The organism is Shewanella sp. 0m-8 (assembly GCF_052977265.1).
The window spans coordinates 116,547-138,723 of the sequence record NZ_JBRIMB010000009.1; the positions used below are offsets into that span (position 1 = coordinate 116,547).

Genomic DNA, 22,177 nt, shown 5'->3' on the forward strand with positions numbered 1-22,177 from the left:
TTAAGCTGCTGAATCATAAGCTGCTGAATCAATAGTGGGGTTTTGCTCTATCCACAAAAAGGCCCTTAGCTATGCACTATGCTAAGGGCCGGTTTTGTATTAAACGGCTTAGTCTAAACGCCTATTGCAATGACGTTAATAGCCTGCGGTCTCGCTACCTGCGCGGCGCGGGTCGCTTGCGCCAAAAATACCTTGTTCTGTAACCATAATCGATTGCGTCGAACCCATGGCATTATTCACTTTTACCTCATGGCCTTTGGCTTTAAGTAAGGTCTGTGTATCTCGATTGAGCGTATGCTCAACCCGCAAAACATCGGGCAGCCATTGGTGATGAACGCGCGGCGCATTGGTGGCCTCGGCAATATTTAAATCGTGGTCAATCACATTCATGATGATCTGCATCGTAGTGGTAATAATGCGTGATCCCCCAGGGCTACCAGTGACGATATAAGGTTTGCCATCTTTCATCACAATGGTTGGGCTCATCGAGCTTAAAGGACGCTTGTTTGCCTCTACCGCATTCGCTTCACCGCCAACCAGACCATAGCCGTTAGGCACGCCCGGTTTAGCCGAAAAGTCATCCATTTCATTATTGAGTAAAATCCCCGTGCCTTTAGCTACTAGGCCTGAGCCATAGCTAAAGTTGAGGGTATAAGTGTTTGATACAGCATTGCCCCATTTATCCACCACAGAGTAATGTGTGGTTTGATTGCTCTCATAGGGGGCAAGTTTGCCGGGCTTAATGTCAGTGCTTGGCGTAGCCTTATCTAATGAGATTTGCTTGGCTAATTGCTTAGCGTAATCCCTACTCACTAATGCGTTAACAGGCACATCATAAAAATCAGGGTCGCCTAAGTATTCGCTGCGGTCGGCATAGGCGCGTTTCATCGCCTCAGTCATCAAATGCAAGGTGGCTGCCGTGTTAAGGCCAAGCTCTTTTATGGGGTAGCCTTCTAGCATATTGAGCATTTCGATAATGTGAATGCCGCCCGATGAAGGCGGTGGCATAGAGACTACTTGATAACCTCGGTATTCACCGACAACGGGCTCACGCTCAATAACCTTATAGTGTTTAAGATCGCCTAAGGTCATGATCCCGCCGGCAGATTGGATGGCGTGAACCAGCTTTTCAGCAGTCTCGCCTTGATAAAACCCTTTACTGCCTGATTTAGCAATCAGTGACAGTGAGTGCGCTAATTCTGGCTGCTTTAATAGTTCTCCGGTTTGGTAGTCACTGCCATCGGCTTTGTAAAAAATCTCGGAAGAACTCGGCCATTGGGCGATGCGGCGTTTAAGGCCAGATAAAGAGGCATGCAGATCTGGGGTGACTTTAATTCCGTCTTTAGCCAGGTTAATCGCAGTTTGAGTCACCTGTTTCATGGTCATGGTGCCGTATTTTTCTAATGCAAGCTCCATGCCCATCACTGTGCCCGGTACGCCGACAGCTAAACCGTGTTCACGGCTTAACTTATTCACTGGGTTACCTTGTTCATCGAGGAAAGTATCACGATGGGCTTTAGCGGGCGCCATTTCGCGATAATCGATAGCGATGGTTTTATTAGGCTCGCTTAGGTGAACTAGCATAAAGCCACCGCCACCGATGTTACCCGCTCTTGGCAGTGTTACAGCCAAGCTAAAACCAACAGCCACCGCGGCATCAACCGCGTTGCCGCCTTGTTTTAAAATTTCAACCCCCGCCTGAGTCGCAAGCGCCTCCTGACTCGATACCATGCCATGCTGTGCCCAAATAGGTTGAGCGGTCGCCATATGGCTATAAATCGATGTTTCTTTAGCTGTTGCTTGTAATGGGAAACATGCAGCAAGCGTTAGAGTAGTCAAGGGGATAGCCATCGAAATGGTGAAGGCTAATACTTTAAAGCCAGATATTTTAGGGTAAGAAGTTTTAAAGTCTGAGGTTTTAAGGGCTAGGGTCTTGTCAGCTAGAGTCTTAAAAGCGCGCATTTTCAATCCTTTGTATTTATTGTTATTGCCCAAATATGATGATTAACGGTTATAAAAGCAAGGAAACGAGTGAGTCGTAGTCGTCACAGAAGTGGCGCTAAATGTTGTTGATTGAAACCTGTGTGGTTCAAATATCGTGACAGCAATGTGACGTTTATTGGTGTTAAATGCAAGTCGATGGGAAAAATCCTAGCGAGTTTGTATTATGAGCGGATTAACAAAGCAATGAGGCGGGTTATTATATGTTTGCAGATCTTGGGTTAATGGGTACTGCGCTGTTAGCTTACACTATTAAGTGCGCACTATAATTTCACAATAGTAAGTCAAAATAGTAAGCCCACGATATTGTATGTTTACACCATAAGTAAAACTACTGAGGCAACGTGGTTAGCTTAAACGATGGGCAAATGTAACAGTAATAGCCATATTAACCATAACAGTAACGGCAAAGGGAGATGAGTTTGGATAAACATGCTGCAGCGACAAGTGAGGAGGGGACCGCCCTGTATGAGGTTGATCTCATCGATGCTATCGACAAGGTGCCTGCCAACACTTGGAATGCGCTCATGCACGATAGTAATCCATTTAATCAGCATCAATACTTGGCAGCGCTTGAGTCAAGCGGCTGTGTTGGCAGTCAAAGTGGCTGGACCCCGTTACATGTAATCATTAGGGAGACGACAACGGATGAGAGTCGCCGCGTTATAGCGGTGATGCCTTTATATATTAAAAGCCATTCTTATGGTGAATACGTTTTTGATTGGGCCTGGGCAGAGGCGTATGAACGCCACCAGTTGCCCTATTATCCCAAGTTAGTATCAGCCATTCCGTTTACGCCAGTAACAGGAATGCGCCTCGGAGTCGCTAAAGACGCTAGTATTGAGGCTCAGCAAGCCCTCTGGCAGCTTATTAACCAGACTCTGAATAACTGCTTATCTGAGTATGGTTTTTCTGGCTGGCATTGTTTGTTTCTACCTCAATCACAGTTTACTGATTTTTCAAAGCAGGACAACTTACAGCGTTTAGGCACTCAGTTTCATTGGTTTAATCGCGAGTACGATGACTTTCAAGCTTTTTTACAGTCACTTACGTCGCGTAAGCGAAAAGACATTAATAAAGAACGACAAAAGCTCTCGCCTTTAGGCCTGAGCTTTGAGTTTATTGAAGGAGAACAAATTTCTGCCGATCTGTGGAAGATGTTTTATCGCTGTTATCAGCAAACTTATGCTAAACGTTCTGGGCATTATGGTTATCTTAACCTGGCATTTTTTGAGGCGTTAGCTAAGACCATGCCCGAGTCAATCGTGCTTTTAGTGGTTCGTAATCAAGATAGAGAGTGTATTGCGTCTGCACTGTACTTTAAAACAGAGACTCATTTATATGGCCGTTATTGGGGCTGTTTAGTTGAAGTAGACGGCTTACATTTTGAAACCTGCTATTACCAAGGAATAGAGTATTGCATTGCCAATAAGCTACAGGTATTTGATGCGGGAGCTCAGGGAGAGCATAAAGTCCCAAGAGGGTTTGAGCCGGTGGAGACTTTCTCAAATCATGAAATCTGCCATGATGAGTTTAGACAGGCAATTGACAGTTTTACTCGTCAAGAAGCTGAGAATACAAAGATTTATATGCAGCAACTTAAGTCAAAACTGCCATACAAAAACAGAGCCTAACGAGGCTCTGTTTTATCACAATTGAATGCGAAGGCTATGGCTGAGTCTGCTATTGCTAATGTCGAACTAAGCATGAACTCAGCGCCAACTAATCATGAACTCACAGCAACTAAGCATTAGCCAAGCGCTAACCAGAGGCCCACACCTATCATCAGGCTACCTGCAATACGGTTCATCCATTTTATGTTATCACCGCGGCTTAAGAATATTCTTAAGCTTTTTCCACCTGCGGCGTAAGCCATCATACTGGTTAATTCGGTAAATAGAATAATGCTGACTAGCGCCAAAAGTTGCGGCGCGACTTCATGCTCAACACTAATAAATGGCGGCAGTAATGACACCATAAACGCCCAGCCCTTAGGATTAGCGATTGCGGTAAAAAAGCCTTGAGAGATAAGTTCAAGGTTACTGACGCTAGATGTTTGTTGACCTTCAACAATCGCCATCTTCCCCCTTGAACGCCACATATTAATGCCGATGTAGACCAAATAGAGTCCGCCAGCCCATTTAAGAATTGAAAACAGCTCAGGATAGTTAAGCATGATGCTGGCAACGCCCATGACTGCAGCGACGGCCACCAAGGCGACGCCAACGAGCTCACCAAGCATCATCCATAGCGTGCGGCGAAAGCCAATACTCATACCCAGCGTCATGGCAAGAGTCATGCACATTCCCGGGGTAATGGAGACAAAAAAGAAGGTCGGTAAAAACACGGCTAATAAAGTTAAATCTGGCATTATTTAATTCAAATCGAGATTAATCGAGCATGGATAGAAAAAGGTGGCACAGTGTAGAGAATAAACGTGGGTTAGGGTAGAGCTGAGAGAATAAAAACCAGTCGGTGAGCTAGTTTTTAGTCATATAAAATAGCGCTCCTAAGCACGTACGGTTTAGCCAGCATTAGCTGGCTCTTTTGAATTCAATCTGTCAGCGCCCAAAACAAAGATCTTTAGAACTGAGATTTTTTGGTTTGTGTTACCAAATAGCGAATTCTGGGTCGTAGCTTTAGAGTTATCAATCGCCTGCAGCGGGTGCTGGACAGGACGTCCGAATGTCGTGATCACATGGTCAATGATGTTCCCTACATCATAATGACATTTCCCATATCCCTATGGGTCAGATGTGAAGGAACGACCTTATGTGCAGACACTGCCGTGACACGCAACAAGTCCATCCTTGGAAGCTCGGCCATGACGAATAGCATCCCTGCTAAAAAGCCAGTTCGGCATCCTGCCTCTCGTTCGAAAACTTGATAACTCCGTTACCTCTCACCAAAACATGGACGGTCACGGCCGGATCTACACTTGATAATTGGCGCCTTCATTTAGCCATGGTGGTTCGATTTCTAAATTGAAAATGCCCCAAAGTGAGTTAGCCTTCAAATGAAGATTGATTACATTTATTTTTGGGTTGGTGTTATCAAGTAGAGTTTTTGAACTTGTTGCTTCGTAGTTATCAATCGCCTCCAGCGGGGGAATGTGCAGATACTGCTGAGGCTCGCTGCGAGCACGTCCTTGTGAGCTCAACGAAAACGTCCCTGTTTTCGACGGCCTCAACCGCATCTACACCGGATAATTGGTACTTACATTTGGGCTTTAATTGTTCGGCTTACAACTTGCAAATGCCCCAAAATTAGCTAGGGAAGAAGTTTGTTTATATCCTGCTTATCAGCTTTTGCAATAGCTAAGCTAATGTCAGGCGCAACATACAAGACCTGTACCTGAATTACCATGTGAGCCGGAGTCTAGTGGCTTTCTTCCTGCGAGAACATTGCAATTTATGTAATGTTTCACTCAAGCAGGATAACTGGGATAGAGCTATTCCTATGTCATAAGTCATTGTTGACACATTGATTTACTGTTATTCTTGAGTAATTAAAGTACTGGCGACCTGTTCTTATTAAGACCGTTCTTATTCGGAATTCAGCCTAACATACTGTTAACTGCTCGTAAGGAATCTAGAATGGCTCAAGATATTTATAGCGCGTTTGAAGAGCATGAGTTCTTTGGTGAGTTTTTCCATCAAGAGGATACATATTCGTCAAGGTTCGCAGCGAAAATACAATACTCACCCGAAAAAGGTTTGAGGTTGGAGTACAATATTGCCGATTCTGAGGTGCCATCTGAGTGTGAGAGCTTAATCGGTATTTTGAGTAATGGGAAAAAATGCACTCTAATAGGGCCGTTCAATTTTAATCATGGTGGTCGTCGATTTGGTGCTGTAAATACAAAACATGGCACTCACGGTTTCTCTCATTTAGTAATAGGTGATTTTATTCAACCCGATAAAGAATTCGATCATTCAAGATTTACATTTCATCACATGCAAGAATTTTTTTATCCACAAGGGCGCTTAAATGCTATTCCGTACAAAGAAGGTACGTTAGAAAAAATTGAGGGTAATGGTTGGAATATAGAACTAGAGAATCGAGCACTGGCCAATGACGTTACCAATACTTTAACAAACTTAATAATTACTAATAATGAAGAAGCACTCAGTGAATTTACATTAGCCTTTGATAAGGTGAAAGGTGATTTTCCAAAGGAATCCTTCTTGCTTAGGAAATCATTAGAATTCTTATTTAAGTATACTTCTGATACATCTAAGACAATTAAAGACATAAGTTTAGATATAAATAAAATATCGGCACTATTCTCAATATTTATGGATCGGCCAACCTTTCCAGATGAAGTTAAAATTTATCCGAATGCAGAAGCAGAAAAACCTATAACTTTATTATCAAGTATTCACCTTGAATCAAGAACTGTTGATTTAGCGAAAAGTAACCCTTCACATTTCCTCATGCCTATAAATAGGAATAAGATTAATCTATCAAGTGCTATTTCTACTTGGCTTGAATTACACGATAGTTATCGCGTTTTATCAACTACATTCCAATACGAAACAAATTATAGAACTCTTCATTCTGCGTACAGTGATGTCGTACTCTTTTCAACAAATATTGAGGCGGTAGCAATAGATTTAGAAATGCAAACATCGAATAAGTATGAAGGGCCCATAAATAGATATGGATCAAACGAGTTAAAGGCTGCTATAACAAATATTTTCTTAAGCCACAATACTGATAGCTTGGGAAAGAATATCAGCGACCTTAGAAATGAGCTAGCTCATGTAGGTAGACCAAAGAAATTGATCAAAACTCTTGATATTAATGACTATGTTAATGTTAGCAGAATACTTAAACTAGTGGTTGTTTCGCACTTATTGGAACAGCTTGGGGTTACTCAAGACGTCATCCATGAATATCAAAATAAACTTATTCCGGTAGTCCGCAGTTAACAAGTTGCTGCACTCAGAAAGATTACTCGCTACGCTCTAAATTTTCCGGTGAGCAAGGCGTTAGCCGTCAGGCGATAAATTTAGTTAAGTATTATAGAAATAGAGAGTAAAAAATGAGTATTTGTTATCTAAGCGGTGAACCTATAGATGAAAAAAATAAATCGCTAGAGCATATTTTGCCAAATGCTCTAGGTGGTAAATTAAAATCAGAATATGTAGTTACTCACAAATCAAACCAGTCACTTAACCTAGACATTGATGCTAAATTTAATAAAATATTTGAATCAATGCACCAACGGTTAGGAATAAAAAAAGATAGAGCAAAAAATAGTGGTGTCAAAGGATATAATATAGAGTTTTCTGAAGATATTATTTTTCGTGATAATAAGTGTTATCCAGTTAAACCTTTTTATGATGAAACGAATAAAGTTTTATATGCTAAAGACTTAAAAGTTGGTAATCAGTTTGCGAAACATATTTCTGAAACTAAGTTAATTAATTTAAGTGAAATTAAAATACTGACAGACATAATTGGTGATTATCAATTCCCATTTGTATTTGATAATAAAGTTTTTTCTCGTGGTTTAGCTAAAATTGCTGCTGGCTATGCTACGTTAAAAGGCGTTAGTAGAGAAAACTTAGTGGGTATTATAGATTTTGATAATTGTAAAATTAAAGACAGTATAGAGTTAGCTCCGTACTTGCCCCCTACAAATGAAGAAAGCCTCTTAGAAGAGAATATAAGTAGTAGTTCTGACTATCCTTTTCATACATTAGCTCTCTATGGAAATAAAGAAGAGCGTCTTTTATATTGTTATATTGAACTTTTTAGCACATTCCAGTATTTCATTATCCTTAACGATAATTATGATGGTGAAGAGGTTTATTATAACTACTTCCATTCATTAACAGGTAATAAAGATGTTACATATCAAGAATATTTAAGCTCAGTAAATAATATTGATCAAATTATAAATAACATGCCAACTGAATTCAGACGATACCCTAGGCATTATGTATACTCGATGAATCATAATGTACTAACAGATCCAGATCTTGTTAGAGGGTATACTTATTTTAAATGTAATACTTTAAATGCATACATCAGCTATACAAACATGCTAAGTAAACTTGATAAGTATGAATTATCGTTGAGTGAAGATGACTAATCGGGTATAGCCCCCACACCCCCTGCATGCGGCTCCGCACAAGGCGGTTCACTTAGAACGCCTAACCTAAATTCATTGGTTAGCTATTTATTACAATAGTGAACTGCGATCCATCGATCTCTTAGTAAACATAAACCCGCTTTCTTAAGAACGTCATTAGTAATGATAATGTGAACCGCAAAGTCTAGAGCCTAAGCACTAAATTATTTCTGTCCAGAAATGAGTTTGTAACATCTGAAGTAGCTAATTCGGAGAGATGAATGCTGAGATGTGAATACGGCAGTGACCTTCGGCAGCAGGGAAGCTGTCGTAGAGGCTATAGGGACACTTCTTACGAAATCAAAAGCCGCGCCGAGTCACTGAAGTGTTCGCACATTCAGCAACAGGCTATAAATCTAATGAAACAGAAAATCTAGAACAGGCATAACTCTTTCAAAGCACGAATCTCACCACGAAGCGTTTCGCTTTCACGGAGGTCACGGAGAAGATCGTAGAGCAAAAGATTAAAATGTTTGATGACGAGCCTTTTACTATTGCTTTTGTTCTAGCTGTTGCTTTTCTTCGTGTAGCGTAGCGCTCCGTGTCCTCCGTGGTGAATAGCTTTTGTCCAGAAACGATTTAGCGAACGCTGAAAGTATCGTATAAGCATAACTTTTTTAAAAGCATTAATCTCACCCCGTAGCGCTTCGCTTTCACGAAGAACACGGAGGTAAAGCTCAAGCGCTTAAACGGCTTGAGCAGTTACCTTTGTGCGTACTCTTAGCGTCTTTGATGGTGAGACGAGTGCTAAATCATTCTTCTATTTACAGCACGCCGCGTCGTTTTTGGTCACGCTCTATCGACTCAAACAGTGCGGTAAAGTTGCCTTCACCAAATCCTAAATTGTTTTTACGCTGGATGATCTCGATAAAAATTGGCCCAAATAGGTTTTTAGTGAAAATTTGCAGTAGATAACCGTCTTCGTCACCGTCGACTAAAATCTGATGATGCTTAATTCGTTCACGATCCTCGGTAACCTGAGGCAATTTTTCAAAGATGGTATCGTAATATTCAGGAATGATGTCTAAGGTCTGAATAGAGGAGCCTTCCATCGCGTCGAGTGAGCCCACGATATCACGGCTTCTAAAGGCAAGGTGTTGTACACCCGGGCCATCGTATTCACGTAGATACTCATCAATCTGGTTCTTATCGCTGCCTTTACCTTCATTAATTGGAATACAGAAACTGCCATCTGGCGAACGCAGAGCGTATGAGATAAGCGCTGTTTGTGAGCCTTTAATGTCGAAGTAGCGTACTTCAGTAAAACCAAAAATGTCTTTATAGAAATTTGACCAGTGCTCCATGGTGCCTTTGTAGACATTATTGGTGAGGTGGTCGACTTCGATAAAGCCTTTCTCCTGAACAATGACTTGTTCGTCCAAATCCTCAAAATCGGTGGCATAGATATTGTCGGTTTCACCAAAGGTGTCGATGAAATAGATAAGGCTATCGCCAATGCCGTAAATTGCGGGATAAGGCATGTCTTTGGCTGCATCGTCAGCAGGTTTAGCGCCACGCGCAACCGCACCTTCAAAAGCCAATTGGGCGTCTTCAACGCGCCAGCCCATAGAGCAAATTGCTGGGCCATGGCTTTTGGCAAACTCGGCAGAAAAACCTTTACGTTCGGTATTCAACAGAAAGTTAATGTCATTTTGTTTGTAGTACAAAATCTCTTTAGATTTTGACTTTTTCAGCAATGAAAAACCGAAATCAATAAAGACCTGATGCATATAGTCTTGTTCAGGTGTGGCAAACTCGGTGAATTCGATGCCGAGTAAGCCTAGTGGGTTTTGTTCGCTTGCCATTGTAATGTCCTCTGTCAATTTGATGCTACATACCAGCCACTCTATTGGTGGCCTTAATTCATGAACTATCGCGTTAGCTTTCAATCCAAGAACGGTTGTAGTCGTTGCTCATGCAATGCTTTACATGTTCCGTGAGTTTGAGTGGGGCGAAGGTATCGACCATCACTGCGTATTCGTAGGTTTCGGTTTTACCAATAGAGGCTTCAGTACGGCCTGGTTGAGGTCCGTGAGGCACGCCTTTTTGGTGTAGTGTCATATAACCCGCTTCAATGCCTGTACGGCTCATAAAGTCGCCATCGACGTAATAGAGCACTTCATCACTGTCGATATTGCTGTGATAGTAAGGTGCAGGTATAGACTGCGGGTGAAAGTCGTACGGGCGTGGTACAAAATTGCAGATAACAAAGTTGTGTGCGGTAAATACGAGGTGGTCCGATGGTGGCAGGTGGATTTTACCCACTTTAGGGGCGTATTCCTGGATATTAAAGGCCCATGGGTACACACAGCCGTCCCAGCCGACTAAATCAAATGGGTGCCATTCAAGTGATGTCAGTTGATACTTATCACCAAATTTACACACTAACGGGAAGTCGCCTTGCTCTACGATGGCTTCTTGTAACTCGGGCGTGCGGATATCGCGCTCACAGTAGGGAGCCGATTCAAGCATCTGGCCGTATTCGTTACGAAAATGCTTTGGCACCTCAACCATGGTTGATGACTCAATAACAAACAGTCTTACATTGCTGTAATCATCGAATGTTAACTGATAAGTTGTGCCGCGAGGGATCACTAGGTAGTCCCACTTTTTAACGCTAAGTGCGCCATACTCACTATAGAGTGTACCTTCACCTTCATGAACAAATACCACTTCGTCTGCATAGGCATTACGATAAAACTCGCAGGTATCTTCAGTAACATTTGCCGTGTACATGGACACATCATTATTAAAGAAGATTTTATTGCGGCTATTAAAAAAATTACCACAGCAGTCTGCTAACTTTGTGTCGAGTTTATAGTTCTGTACTAATGAGTCTTGCCAGTCTTCGCCATGAGATAGCATGTAAGGGCTAACAGCAAGCGCCTTGGTCGGCATATTGTGGTGATACTTATTCGAGTAGATATTGGAAAAGCCATGAGTGGAGAACAACTCTTCACGGTAGAGTTCTCCATTGTCTTTTTTGAATGTGATATGTCGCTTAGCGGGAATAGTTCCTTGCTTCACATAAAATGGCATATTCGCTTTCCTTCAGTGTGCTAGGGCACTTATCTAGGTTGTAATGTGATCTAGCTTCAATTTAGTTGCTTAAACAAACAAAAAAAAGAATAATAATTGGCTTAACATCATCTAAATATTGGATGGTATGTTTTGGTTTACGCAAAGGAAGCAATATGCGAATCGATGTTGATGCGTTTAAAGTACTGCAGGTTTTAGTCGAAGAGGGCAGCTTTGCTAAGGCTGCAGAGCGTTTACATAAGGCTCAGTCTGCAGTGAGTTACCAGGTTAAAAAGCTTGAGCAACACCTTGGCGTAAATCTTTTTTGTCGCGACCAGTATCGAGCAGAATTAACACCTGAGGGCAAAGTTATCTTGGCTGAAGGGCAAAGGTTACTGCAGTACCTTGCCAATATTGAGCATTTAGCGAGTCGCTTTAGTGAAGGCTGGGAGCCTAAACTTGAGATGGTTATCGACGGCGCTTTGCCAATGAAACCTATTATGCGCGCGTTAAAACGTCTTGCTGAGTTACAGATCCCTACCAAAGTCCAGCTCAACATGGAGTTTCTAGGCGGCGTACAGGATAGGTTTGAGCGCGACAGTGCCGATTTAATGTTGGTGAAAGATTATCGAACGGGGCCAAGTTATCGGCCGCAAGCCTTACCTGATATTACTAGTGTTTTAGTTGTTGCTGCAGACCATCTATTGGCAAATGAGAAAAAACTGAGTCTGTTTGAGCTACAACAGCACGTAGAATTAACCATTGAAGACTCCTCATCAGATAAACACTATCGAGATGAACTGCAGTTTGGTGGCGATAAGGTGTTTTATCTCTCAGGGTTTATTATGAAAAAAAATGCACTGTTAATGGGCTTAGGTTTTGGTTGGATGCCTGACTTTTTGATTGAATCAGAGCTTAAAAGCGGTGAACTGGTAGAAGTGGATTTTAATGGGGGGAATCGTTACAGCTTTACTCCTCAGCTAGTGTCGACCATGGAGCGACCGCTTGGCCGAGCAGGGCGCTTATTTACCGACCTGATTATGGAAGAGTTTGCTTGTGAAAAACATCACATCTAATGATTGGGATCACGTTAACTGACCTGATTGCAGAATGAATAGATAAATGCAGATTATCGGTAGCGTTTTGCACTCAACACACGTTTGTATTTGGCTGCAGTAAAAAGCTTTATTGGCTATCGAACTCATTCGCTAGTACATGCAGGTTAGGTTTGCTACAGATTAAGCTATTGATTTATTTTGGTATTTAAGTGGCATTTAAGCGGTTTTGTCGTGGTGTGACGTTAAGTTTGGGTTCAGTTTACTTAGATTAGAATAACCTTCATCGAACTTGGTACAGCATATGCAACGTTAAAGACATCGCCTTTCGGGCTGGTATTTAACGTAATGCCATGCAAGTAGCTATGCAAACATTTATGTAAAAATTTATGCAAATAGCTATGTTAGTTGGAGGTTTAAATGAAGAGCTCAATTTTGCAAGGTTACCTAGCGAGCCTATATTCCAAGTATGCAACGGATCTAAAACTCGGTGTTCACTATGTTTCCGATCTGCGTTTACAAGAGTTTGTGGCAGATCTCGAAGCCGACGGTATCTTGTTAACGTCATTTGATTGGGCTGAGTGGTATCAAAACAGCTATATGGTCGACAGGCCAGAGTGTATTGCTGAAGCATCATTTTACGAATGCCAGCTATTGTTAACGGCAATGGCGCGTATCGATAGCTTTAGTCCTGGTATTTTAAGTAATATGCGTTGCCAAGGCGTATTAATTGCCATTGTAGAACGTTTCCAAAGTTTGAATTATCATGCAGCGGTGTAATTCCAATTGCTAAAACGATAAATCAAGATATTAAAAGAGCCGCATTAAGCGGCTCTTGTTATTCTAGTTACTCTTGTTGCTCTTAACAGAACAAGGGAGAAATTAGCCCTCGAAAGGCACAGGCCTTGGGGTGTTTTTATTCGATGGCGGTAAAATAGGTAGCACGATTTGTGGCTGCTCACCTGTCAGTGAATTTAAGAATGCCACCATCTCTTTAACTTCTTTATCAGACAGCTTTTGACCTAGTTGAATATCAGCCATGGTGTTAACTGCTTCTTCAAGTTCCCAAACACTGCCATCGTGGAAGTACGGGTAGGTAAGTTCGATATTACGTAGTGTTGGCACCTTAAATACAAACTTATCAGCTTCTTTGCCTGTTACAGCCTTTCTGCCTTCAGCTGGGTTATCGGTGTGGAATGGTTTAACAAGACCCATTTTCATATACATAGTGCCGCCAACAGCAGGACCGTTGTGACAGCTTACACAGCCTTTATCTTTAAATAACTGGTAACCGGCTTTTGCTTGCTCGCTAATCGCGTCTTTATCACCCTGAAGGTATAGATCGAATGGCGCGTTTGGCGTGACTAAGGTTTTTTCAAATTCTGCTATCGCATCGGTGATCATATCCATGCTGATAGTTTTTGAGTCATAGACGGTTTCAAAGCGTGCTTGGTATGCAGGCATAGAGCGTACGGTATCGACTGCAAGTTCATGGGTAAAGCCCATCTCTTTAGGGTTAGCGATTGGGCCCGCAGCTTGCTCTTTAAGATCTTTCGCTCTGCCATCCCAAAATTGTGCTAGTCCATATTCGGCGTTTAGAACAGTAGGTGAGTTGATTGGACCTTCTTGCCAGTTGTGACCAATTGATGTTGGTAACGCATCAACGCCGCCAGTAGATAAGTTGTGGCATGAATTACATGAAATAAAGCCTGATTTAGATAATCTTGGTTCGAAGAATAACATCTTACCGAGCTCAACTTTTTCAGGGTTAGTAATAACCGCCGCAGGAATGATTTCAATGGGCTCACTGGATGCATTTGAGCTAACAGACAAAGTAGAAAGAAGAGCGATAGAGAGCAAACTAAGCTTATTCATTTTAGCCTCAATTAAACATTACAATTTATAGGGTTAATTTAAGAGGCGATAATAATGTAGTTTTATAAAATAAGGTAACGCTTTGTTTCGATTAGGACTATCGTTGATTTGGATTGATAATTTGAGAGGTTGGTCGCAGACAGACTACCTAATGTTAGGTAGGTTTGGTAGTTCTTCATCTGATTGTGTTGATTTTAATTTTCGGGCGACCCTAATAACAGCTAAAACCGTTTAACCTTCACCACTGTTTTACGGCTTTTTATTTTAATTCCCCATTAAAACCTTTCTATCGCATCTGCGACGGCGCTGATTTCAATACGACTGACGCTGTTTTAGACTGACGCTGTTTGAGATAGGGTCTATTTTGATAGAGGCTGTGCTAGATAGGGCCTATTTTAGCCTGGAAGGCTAGATTTTTGGCGTTATTGTGGGGATTGACTAAAATCTTGGATAGGTTTAAAAACGCGGTCATCGGACTCTTAGCTTTGAAAAGTAGCTTTGAACAGCAGCTTTGAGTACAGGTGTGTGGCGTTGAATATAGAAAAGGCAAGGTGTGAAAACGAGTCTTTGCGTTTTGAGATACAAGAGCACGGCTTGGGCAGGCTTTTTTAAAAGGCAGGCTAAAGCTGCTGTGTGCCTATTGGCTTTATGCTGTGCCGGTGGAGCTTATGCCGATACCCTGTATTTGACTTCTGTTCATTGGCCCCCTTTCTCGGGAGGGCAATTAAAACATCAAGGCGCATGTATTGCTGTGACTCGAGCGGCGCTAAAAGCGGTAGGCCATAATGTTGTTGTAGATTTCTACCCATGGAGTCGAGCGGTGAGAATGGCATCACGTAATAATTCTAAGTACCTTGGTTACCTTCCTGAATATGCATATCCAACAGATAAGTTTGTTTTTTCTGAGTCTATGGGGCGAAGTGGCTTAGGTTTAGTAGAGCAAAAGTCCCATCCTATCAGCTGGACGCAGCAGAGCGACTTGAATCACTATACTATCGGAGTGGTTGAAGGTTATGTCAATACTCCAGAACTGGATGGGATGATGGCACAAGGAGTGCAGCCTTTTGAGGCGGTGGCATCGGATCAACATAATGTGAACAAGGTGGTTACTGGTCGAATCGACGGTGCGATAATTGATGAGCATGTTCTGCAGTATATTTTGGCGCAACCGAATATGAAGGCGCTAAAGCATAAACTGCAATTTAATAAGAAGCTTTTGACCTATAAAGAGTTATTTATCGCATTTAAAAATAATGAAGCGGGGCGTAAATGGCGTGAGCGATTTAATCAAGGTCTTAGCAAAATTGATGTGAAGGCTATTCTAGAAAAAAATATGGTTCAGTGATGTTATTTATCTGAGTTAACCGGTATGAAACCTCAAGTCTTTTTCTCCCCAAATCGTCTTTATTAAAATACTTATTTATTAAAAACAGTCTTTATTAAAAGTCTTCTTTATCAAACTATCAATGAGAACAAATGAAATCAGCGACTTTTGGGCCACATCGCTGAGCAGTTAGCTCCTACATGATGAATGATATTGAGCGAAATCAAAGCCTGACAGGTTCGCCTTGAATGCGTAAAAGCTTGCTCAATATTATTGAGCAAGCTTAGTTAACTTTTTTCATTAGTTAACTGATTACACAAGATAAGCATTCAAGATAGATTTGAGTTTCGACTCGCCACAAAAACCTTGCTGCAATACCTATTACTTAACAAGATCATTAGGCCTTTGCCACTACGGTTTGGCCGATAGGGGTTAAACTCAATATCGCTAATTTGAGATGTTGCAAAGCAAATGGGATCCCGATAATCGTGACCGCACAAGCTAATGCATGAGCAATGTGCCCGATAGCTAGCCAGATCCCAAAAAATAGGAACCAGATAATATTACCCACCATGCCAAATGCGCCGGTACCTATATCTTCACTGCCCGTTAGTGTGCGTCTATTGATTGAATCTTGTCCAAATGGCCAGAATGTCATTTCACCTATTACAAAGCAGGCTCTACCGAAGGGAATGCCGATAATACTGATAAAACACAGTAGCCCTACAAACCACCATGCTAGACCCATAACAAAACCACCTAAAACAAACCAAGCAATATTAAACACTAAACGTAGTACTGCCATTAACGGCTCCTTAATTTTCATTCCCTCTTTAGGGTATGTTTTTATCTAAGCGATTTTCGTGCCAACATGTAAGCTATTGTATTTAAGCGTTTTTAATTGTAATTTGCTAGTGAGTAGAAAGTATCGGTAAGCCTTTTGACTAATAATTAGTGATTTTTACATTGAGTCTTCAGCAGGCTTACTTTGCGGCTATGAGCAAAAATTGAGTTGTTGCTACTTTTAATCCTGTGGATAGGTTATTAATTCTCTTACCTCAAATGGGGCAAAGGTTTAGAATAGACTGGGAAAAATTATTAATTAACCGTCAGGGATCTGAGTGAGTACTTCTTTGTTAGCTAACACACCGGTAGAAACCATCTCTTTTAATGGCAATCATGTTTATGTGAAACGTGACGATCTGTTAAGTGAGGCATTTTCTGGAAATAAAGCGCGTAAATTTGCCTATTTTCTTGATAATGAATTTCCAGGTAAGTCTGGTTTAGTCGGCCATGGCTCGCCTGTAGCCAATTCTCTGTATTCGATGTCGGCATTAGCCAAAATTAAGGGATTAAGGCTCGATTTTTATGTCGACCATATTGCGGAACAGGTATTGAGCTCGACGGTTGGTAACTATGCCGCGGCCATCGCTAACGGTGCGAATGTCATTGATGTGTCAACGTTGTCGGATAGGCAAGATTTGAGCTGTATTGAGTATATTGAGCAACATGTTTTACCCCATCATGATGAACTACTGTTTGTTCCTGAAGGAGGGCGCTGTGAATATGCACGCTATGGGGTACATAAATTGGCACAAGAAGTGGTTGATTGGTGTGCGAGTGAGCAGCTAAGTGAGTTACGAGTGTTTCTCCCCTCGGGAACGGGCACAACGGCGGTATTTTTAAGTGAATATATGGCGTTATATGCGCCACACATCGAAGTATTAACGTGCGCCTGTGTCGGTGATAACGATTATCTAAAACAGCAGTTTAGGCTTCTTGTGAGTAATGAGCAATTACACCCTAGGATTGTTGATATAGGCAAAAAATATCATTTTGGTAAGCTGTATAAGCCTTTTTACGATATGTATAACAAGGTGTCAGAGTCAGGTATTGAGTTTGAACTACTTTACGATCCACTTGGCTGGATGTGTGTTGAAAAACTACTTGATACAGAGCCGTGCTTACCAATGCTTTATATTCACCAAGGCGGGTTACTCGGTAATGCAACTATGCTCCCCAGATATAAACGTAAATACAGCTTCTGAGATATAAACGTAAATATGACTGGTAAGATTTAAAGATTTAGCGGTAACAGACGCTTTGGAATATGAGTTAGGAAGAGATTATTCCATTTGGTTAGGCTAGATACCTTTCAGTTAAGTAAAGCAGTTAGGTAAAGCCTAAACCAAATGAATGTGACTAAATAGCTGAGTAGATGTGTCAGTCCTATTCGTTTGCCTATGAAGACAAACATTCGATACGAGTGAGAGGAGGTGTATCGAAGAGTCAGTTTTTACTATTTTAGCTTATTTATTGCTAGACAATAACCATTTCATAAATTGAAGCGCTTCAGTACGCTTAGAAAATGTTTGTCTATTTTTGCCTTGACTGTCAGTAAAGGCGATTGATGTTTTGTTGACTGAAATAGAATCAACTGGAAAGTTAACTGTAATTTCATGTCCATTTACTTGGTATGACATATGCCACACTCCTTTTATTTTAAGCTACCTAATACAGGTAGTGCTTTTTAACAATAAGATATCCTTAGCATTTTTGCGAAAGATGAATTTTAAGTTCTATTCGAGATTACTCATCTTTTAATGCTTATACAAGTCGCTTGCGTTTAATTATGTATGTGAATGTGTTTGCGATGTCACAAATTTCACATATAAACAAGCTGCTTAGCAGTTAAGCATAATGTTATGACAGTAGCATGACTGTAATAAAGATGATTTTAACCAGTTGAGATAACGCTTATGTGGGGATCAAACGACAAGTCGTGGATTTTACAAAAAGGCGGTGATTTCTATCTAAAAGGGTCTATCTGAAAAACTGAGCGAATTATATTCAGTGTGGTTTTAATGTCAAGCCTTTAATTGAACAATTTCTGCTTTTTTTACACTCAATTGAGTGTTAACAGTGGGTTAAAGTTTGCTAAGGTGTGTAGCACTTGTTCTGCTAGCGCAAGGAATCGTCCTTCTAATGGAGTCTTCATGTTACGGTTTACCTCAGTTTTAGTCTTATTTATCGCACTTATCGCTCCTTTTGTTGCACATAGTACGGGCGTTATCACGGCTGCGCAGCAACCAGCCAAGGATCCCCAGACACTATCTGCCAAAGAAGAGTTATACGATTATAAAGACAGCTTATTTCGAGATACCCCAAGGGGGACGCTGGCAGGATTTTTCGAAGCCGCATTTGAGCAAAATTATGATAAAGCGGCTAAGTATTTGGACTTACGATACTTACCTGATGGAATGAATGCCGAGCAGGGGCCTGAATATGCCAAGCAGCTGATAGCCATCATTGAACGAAATCTTTGGGTTAACCTGCAAGAGATAAATGATACCCCAAATGGTAGAAGTGGAGACCAACTGCCAAATTATCGTGATGCCTTTGGCAGAGTAGAGATTAAAGGCAGTGAGATAACGCTCTTGTTGCAAAAGGTACCAAGTAAGCAGCTTGGTTCTATTTGGAAAGTGTCTAATGCCACGGTTGCAAAAGTGCCGTTGCTTTATAGTGAACTCGGTTATGGCCCTGTCGTTGAGTGGTTTGTAACACATATTCCCGAGGGGCACCTGTTTAAGCTGAACCTGTGGGAGTGGGCATTACTGGTTTGTTATTTGATACTAGCCTTGCTGGTGGTCACTCCGATTACATGGATTGCTAAAAAGTTTATTTTACGCAGCGGTTATCAGTACAAAGAGGATGTTGCTTCTCTAGTCGTTGGTCCATTTAGGTTGTTAGCTGCATTACTGCTTGTTAGAGGCTGGATGTCGCACACAACACTTTCTGCAAATGTTATTGAGATAGTCAATACAGGCGTTTTGCTGCTTATTGCGGTCATCTGGTTTATCTGGTCTCTGACTGACGTGGTTCAAAATAGCTTACGGCTTCGATGGATTAACCGTGGTAATAGTGAAACGGCGTCATTATTAAGGCCGCTTGCCAATTTCACTCGAGTGATCCTCGTAATGCTATCGGTGCTTATTTGGCTTGAACATTTAGGCTTTGATGCTTCAACTATTCTTGCTGGTTTAGGCATTGGTGGTATTGCCGTTGCGTTAGCGTCTAAACAGACGATTGAAAACTTTATCGGTACTATCACCTTGTATTCCTCTGCGCCCATTAAGGTGGGTAACATAGGACGGTTTGGCAGTATTACTGGCACGGTTGAAGAGATAGGGCTCAGGTGCACTCGAATACGGACGATTGAACGCTCGGTGATTAATGTGCCGAATGCTCGATTATCTGAAATGGATATCGAGAATATCTCTGAGCGAGAAAAAATAAGACTAAAAACAGATATCCGTTTGGATTATCGCACCACAACCGAGCAGATCCATAATATTATTGATGATATCCGTACCTTGCTTGAGCAACATGAGAAAGTAGAGGAGAGCCCGCTCAGGGTTACGTTTAAAGGTTTTGGCTTGTATGGTTTGCAATTAAATGTATTTGCTTATATTGGCACCACTGACTTTGCCGAGTTTCAGTTAGTTTCAGAAGAACTTCATTTTGGCATTATGAATATTGTCGCTGAACATGGCTCAAGAATAGTGCCTGTGGTACCTGTTGCTGCGGCTCAGGGCTAGCTTAAGGTTCTACACTATTTTTCTAAACTATATCTAAGCTATTTTTAAACAATGGTCCCGCTCTGCACTATGATGCTCGCGCAATAAAAAAGGTCACTTAAAGTGACCTTTTTTATTGCTGATTGACAGTAAGCATCATTAATAAATGAGCTCTCCAATTGGATTGAGTATTTTGCTAATACCTTTAGTAAAATGCAGCGGAGCATCGACAACCGTGTAGCATAAACAGCCTGTCATTGATTTAGGCGAGTGTTGATGGTTAGCATCTAACTCAATAAAATCACCAGGTACATATTGACTAAACTCATCTTCAAAAGTCCCCTCAAGAAGCAAAGTTATCTCCTGACCTGTATGGGTGTGTTCAGGGATCTCACCGTCTGCATCGATATGCAATAAACTTGCTCTAGCACTGCCTTCATCAGCATCGAGTCGCATACGGCTTATCTTGCCAAATCCACTCCATGATTTCCCCGCTTGTTGCTTAAAAGCGCGCGGTAGTGCAAATTTAACCCCCTTAACTTCAACGACGGTTTTTGAATCATTACTTGTTTTGGTTGTGACATTTATGACTGGGGCTAATCTTGTAATTTGATTTAGCATGTCGCTAAAATCCATCGATGCAAAAGCTCCAGCTTCAGAGTTTGCAGACGTAGCTAAACTCATTTGAGCTTGTTGTTCGGTGTAGTTTTTTAGTTTTTTATTACACACAGCACATAGTTCACAATGAGCCGAAACGGCGGTTGCTAAGCCTAAATGTAGTTGTCCCTGTGCATGCAAGATCAACATTTCATCTTTGGGGTGGAATTTAATCATAGTGTTTCTCCAAGATACCTTTCAGCTTGACGAGGCCTAACCTAAGTCGTGACTTTACCGTTCCTAACGGTACGCTCAATTTACTCGCAAGTTCTTGTTGGCTTAGCTCTTGTAAATATATTCCCTTGACCACTTGTCTTTGAAGAGGTGGTAAGTCGTCTACGTGTTTTAATAACTTGGCAGTAAGTATGTGATCTTCATGCTCGCAGGCTTCAGCAGAGTCAAATACAGGCCAAATATCATCTGCAAAAGTGTCTTCTTTGTTGTGTTGAACTTTACGCAACATATCAAAGCAGCGATTTCGCATGATAGTAAATACCCAGGTGGTAATTGAACCTTTCTCAGCGTTAAAGAGGTGCGCTTTGGTCCATACGGTTGTCATGGTTTCTTGCACTAAATCCATGGCAAGACCTTGGGTTGAAAGCTTTTGGCTGCCAAAGTTTAAAATCTTGGGCGCAAAATAACTAAATAAGTGCGCATAGGCTTGCTTGTCACGATCAGTGGCAACGTTAACGAGATGTTCTGTGAGCTGAGCTAGCAGATCGTCTGGGTTGGTATTATCCATAGTTTGCTTAGTTTGCTGAACATAAGCTTTATCATAACCACTTTGGTAACGTTGTGATTGAATATTTTGCATTATTCTCACTCTGTTATGAAAAGGGCACTATTAGTTAGTTGTTAATCAATAGTTGCCGATCAAGATGTTTTAGATAGATACGGAAAGGATTAAAAATAGGATCAATTTATTTTATGACATCGTTTATCATTGATAAGGCTAACAGGTGATCCTTGGCTGCAATACAGTACTGTTTGTCCGCTAGAGGCAGTGGCAAAATCTCGAGCCATCTCTGGCAGACCCATGTTAGGTCGTTAAAATTTTCATTTTTATAATGTCGCAAATGTTCTGGATATTCAGTTAATATCTCTTTTAATATTGTCGTGTACTTTTTTTGTTGCTCTTCTACAGGCTGCGAGTGCCATGAAGGCAGCAAGGTAACCTGTCCTTTTTTTAGTCCGTCAGCCTCTATGACATAAGTGCCGAGCTCAAAGCGCTTAATGCCTTTTATGGTTACCCCTAGTAACCCCCCCTCTAAGGTTTCGAAGTCCACTATTTTGCAAAGGGTTCCCAAGGGGAGCAAGGTTTTGTTATCAATGTCTAACATACAAGCACCGAACCCAGAGTTATCTAGCAATGATTCTTTAACGAGCCGTAGGTATCTAGGTTCGAAAATTCGTAGCTGAGTAAAGCCACCGGGTAAAATACATATTTGGAGAGGGAAAAGTGGTAATTTCATGATAATTGATGCCTTAGGAAACTAATGTCCTATACGGCATTACCCATTTCTTCGAT

The 22,177-nt window shown here is 41.4% G+C and carries 19 protein-coding genes; 8 read left to right on the forward strand and 11 right to left on the reverse strand.

Translation table 11 applies throughout. The features are described 5' to 3' along the window. Positions 1-135 precede the first annotated feature (135 nt). Positions 136-1,851, reverse strand: a complete 1,716-nt coding sequence (ggt, locus tag ACVBIO_RS06665) for a gamma-glutamyltransferase (RefSeq protein WP_447172263.1) — start codon at positions 1,849-1,851, stop codon at positions 136-138. A gap of 572 nt (positions 1,852-2,423) precedes the next feature. Between ggt and ACVBIO_RS06670 the strand changes: the two genes are divergently transcribed. After that, positions 2,424-3,635 carry a GNAT family N-acetyltransferase gene (locus ACVBIO_RS06670; RefSeq protein WP_447172250.1) on the forward strand — a complete coding sequence of 404 codons (1,212 nt, stop codon included), beginning with the start codon at positions 2,424-2,426 and terminating at the stop codon, positions 3,633-3,635. Positions 3,636-3,751: 116 nt separating this feature from the next. On the opposite strand, the gene ACVBIO_RS06675 is transcribed toward ACVBIO_RS06670, so the two are convergent. Further along, a complete protein-coding gene (locus ACVBIO_RS06675; RefSeq protein WP_447161377.1) occupies positions 3,752-4,372 on the reverse strand; it encodes a LysE family translocator in 621 nt (206 codons plus the stop codon). Positions 4,373-4,933: 561 nt separating this feature from the next. Beyond that, positions 4,934-5,161: a hypothetical protein gene (locus ACVBIO_RS06680; RefSeq protein ID WP_447172251.1), complete on the reverse strand. Its 228-nt coding sequence runs from the start codon at positions 5,159-5,161 to the stop codon at positions 4,934-4,936. Positions 5,162-5,597: 436 nt separating this feature from the next. On the opposite strand from ACVBIO_RS06680, the gene ACVBIO_RS06685 reads away from it, so the two are divergent. Continuing rightward, on the forward strand, positions 5,598-6,935 hold the full coding sequence (locus ACVBIO_RS06685; protein WP_447172252.1) for an ApeA N-terminal domain 1-containing protein: 1,338 nt from the start codon (positions 5,598-5,600) through the stop codon (positions 6,933-6,935). A 113-nt stretch (positions 6,936-7,048) separates the two neighbouring features. Continuing rightward, positions 7,049-8,104, forward strand: coding sequence for an HNH endonuclease (locus ACVBIO_RS06690; RefSeq protein WP_447172253.1), 1,056 nt, complete (start codon positions 7,049-7,051; stop codon positions 8,102-8,104). Between the two features lie 803 nt (positions 8,105-8,907). On the opposite strand, the gene hppD is transcribed toward ACVBIO_RS06690, so the two are convergent. Then, positions 8,908-9,948 (reverse strand): 4-hydroxyphenylpyruvate dioxygenase, encoded by a 1,041-nt coding sequence (gene hppD / locus ACVBIO_RS06695; RefSeq protein WP_447162857.1) that lies wholly within the window; start codon positions 9,946-9,948, stop codon positions 8,908-8,910. A 73-nt stretch (positions 9,949-10,021) separates the two neighbouring features. Next, entirely contained in the window at positions 10,022-11,182 is a 1,161-nt protein-coding gene (locus tag ACVBIO_RS06700; protein WP_447172254.1) for a homogentisate 1,2-dioxygenase, read from the reverse strand. 155 nt (positions 11,183-11,337) lie between these two features. On the opposite strand from ACVBIO_RS06700, the gene ACVBIO_RS06705 reads away from it, so the two are divergent. Together ACVBIO_RS06705 and ACVBIO_RS06710 are read left to right on the forward strand one after the other, a co-directional pair. Next, positions 11,338-12,237 carry a LysR family transcriptional regulator gene (locus ACVBIO_RS06705; RefSeq protein WP_447172255.1) on the forward strand — a complete coding sequence of 300 codons (900 nt, stop codon included), beginning with the start codon at positions 11,338-11,340 and terminating at the stop codon, positions 12,235-12,237. A 399-nt stretch (positions 12,238-12,636) separates the two neighbouring features. Continuing rightward, positions 12,637-12,996: a DUF6508 domain-containing protein gene (locus ACVBIO_RS06710; RefSeq protein WP_447172256.1), complete on the forward strand. Its 360-nt coding sequence runs from the start codon at positions 12,637-12,639 to the stop codon at positions 12,994-12,996. Positions 12,997-13,098: 102 nt separating this feature from the next. On the opposite strand, the gene ACVBIO_RS06715 is transcribed toward ACVBIO_RS06710, so the two are convergent. Continuing rightward, a complete protein-coding gene (locus tag ACVBIO_RS06715) occupies positions 13,099-14,091 on the reverse strand; it encodes a cytochrome-c peroxidase (RefSeq protein WP_447162855.1) in 993 nt (330 codons plus the stop codon). A 631-nt stretch (positions 14,092-14,722) separates the two neighbouring features. Here ACVBIO_RS06715 and ACVBIO_RS06720 point away from each other — a divergent pair. Continuing rightward, on the forward strand, positions 14,723-15,436 hold the full coding sequence (locus ACVBIO_RS06720) for a substrate-binding periplasmic protein (RefSeq protein WP_447161382.1): 714 nt from the start codon (positions 14,723-14,725) through the stop codon (positions 15,434-15,436). A gap of 376 nt (positions 15,437-15,812) precedes the next feature. Here ACVBIO_RS06720 and ACVBIO_RS06725 read toward each other — a convergent pair whose 3' ends face one another. Next, entirely contained in the window at positions 15,813-16,220 is a 408-nt protein-coding gene (locus ACVBIO_RS06725; protein ID WP_447161369.1) for a YccF domain-containing protein, read from the reverse strand. Between the two features lie 328 nt (positions 16,221-16,548). Between ACVBIO_RS06725 and ACVBIO_RS06730 the strand changes: the two genes are divergently transcribed. Continuing rightward, complete coding sequence (locus tag ACVBIO_RS06730; protein ID WP_447161381.1) at positions 16,549-17,463, forward strand: pyridoxal-phosphate dependent enzyme; 915 nt, start codon at positions 16,549-16,551, stop codon at positions 17,461-17,463. A 261-nt stretch (positions 17,464-17,724) separates the two neighbouring features. On the opposite strand, the gene ACVBIO_RS06735 is transcribed toward ACVBIO_RS06730, so the two are convergent. After that, complete coding sequence (locus tag ACVBIO_RS06735) at positions 17,725-17,898, reverse strand: hypothetical protein (protein WP_447161368.1); 174 nt, start codon at positions 17,896-17,898, stop codon at positions 17,725-17,727. A gap of 513 nt (positions 17,899-18,411) precedes the next feature. Here ACVBIO_RS06735 and ACVBIO_RS06740 point away from each other — a divergent pair. Continuing rightward, positions 18,412-20,013 (forward strand): mechanosensitive ion channel family protein, encoded by a 1,602-nt coding sequence (locus ACVBIO_RS06740; RefSeq protein WP_447172257.1) that lies wholly within the window; start codon positions 18,412-18,414, stop codon positions 20,011-20,013. Between the two features lie 138 nt (positions 20,014-20,151). Here ACVBIO_RS06740 and ACVBIO_RS06745 read toward each other — a convergent pair whose 3' ends face one another. The 3 genes from ACVBIO_RS06745 to ACVBIO_RS06755 form a co-directional block, all read right to left on the reverse strand. Beyond that, positions 20,152-20,826 carry a ChrR family anti-sigma-E factor gene (locus ACVBIO_RS06745; RefSeq protein WP_447170280.1) on the reverse strand — a complete coding sequence of 225 codons (675 nt, stop codon included), beginning with the start codon at positions 20,824-20,826 and terminating at the stop codon, positions 20,152-20,154. Beyond that, the gene (locus ACVBIO_RS06750) at positions 20,819-21,463 is read right to left on the reverse strand and encodes a sigma-70 family RNA polymerase sigma factor (RefSeq protein ID WP_447161365.1); all 645 of its coding nucleotides are present in this window, start codon (positions 21,461-21,463) and stop codon (positions 20,819-20,821) included. The genes ACVBIO_RS06745 and ACVBIO_RS06750 overlap by 8 nt, the downstream gene beginning before the upstream one ends. A gap of 106 nt (positions 21,464-21,569) precedes the next feature. After that, positions 21,570-22,121, reverse strand: coding sequence for an LON peptidase substrate-binding domain-containing protein (locus tag ACVBIO_RS06755; RefSeq protein WP_447172258.1), 552 nt, complete (start codon positions 22,119-22,121; stop codon positions 21,570-21,572). Positions 22,122-22,177 lie beyond the last annotated feature (56 nt).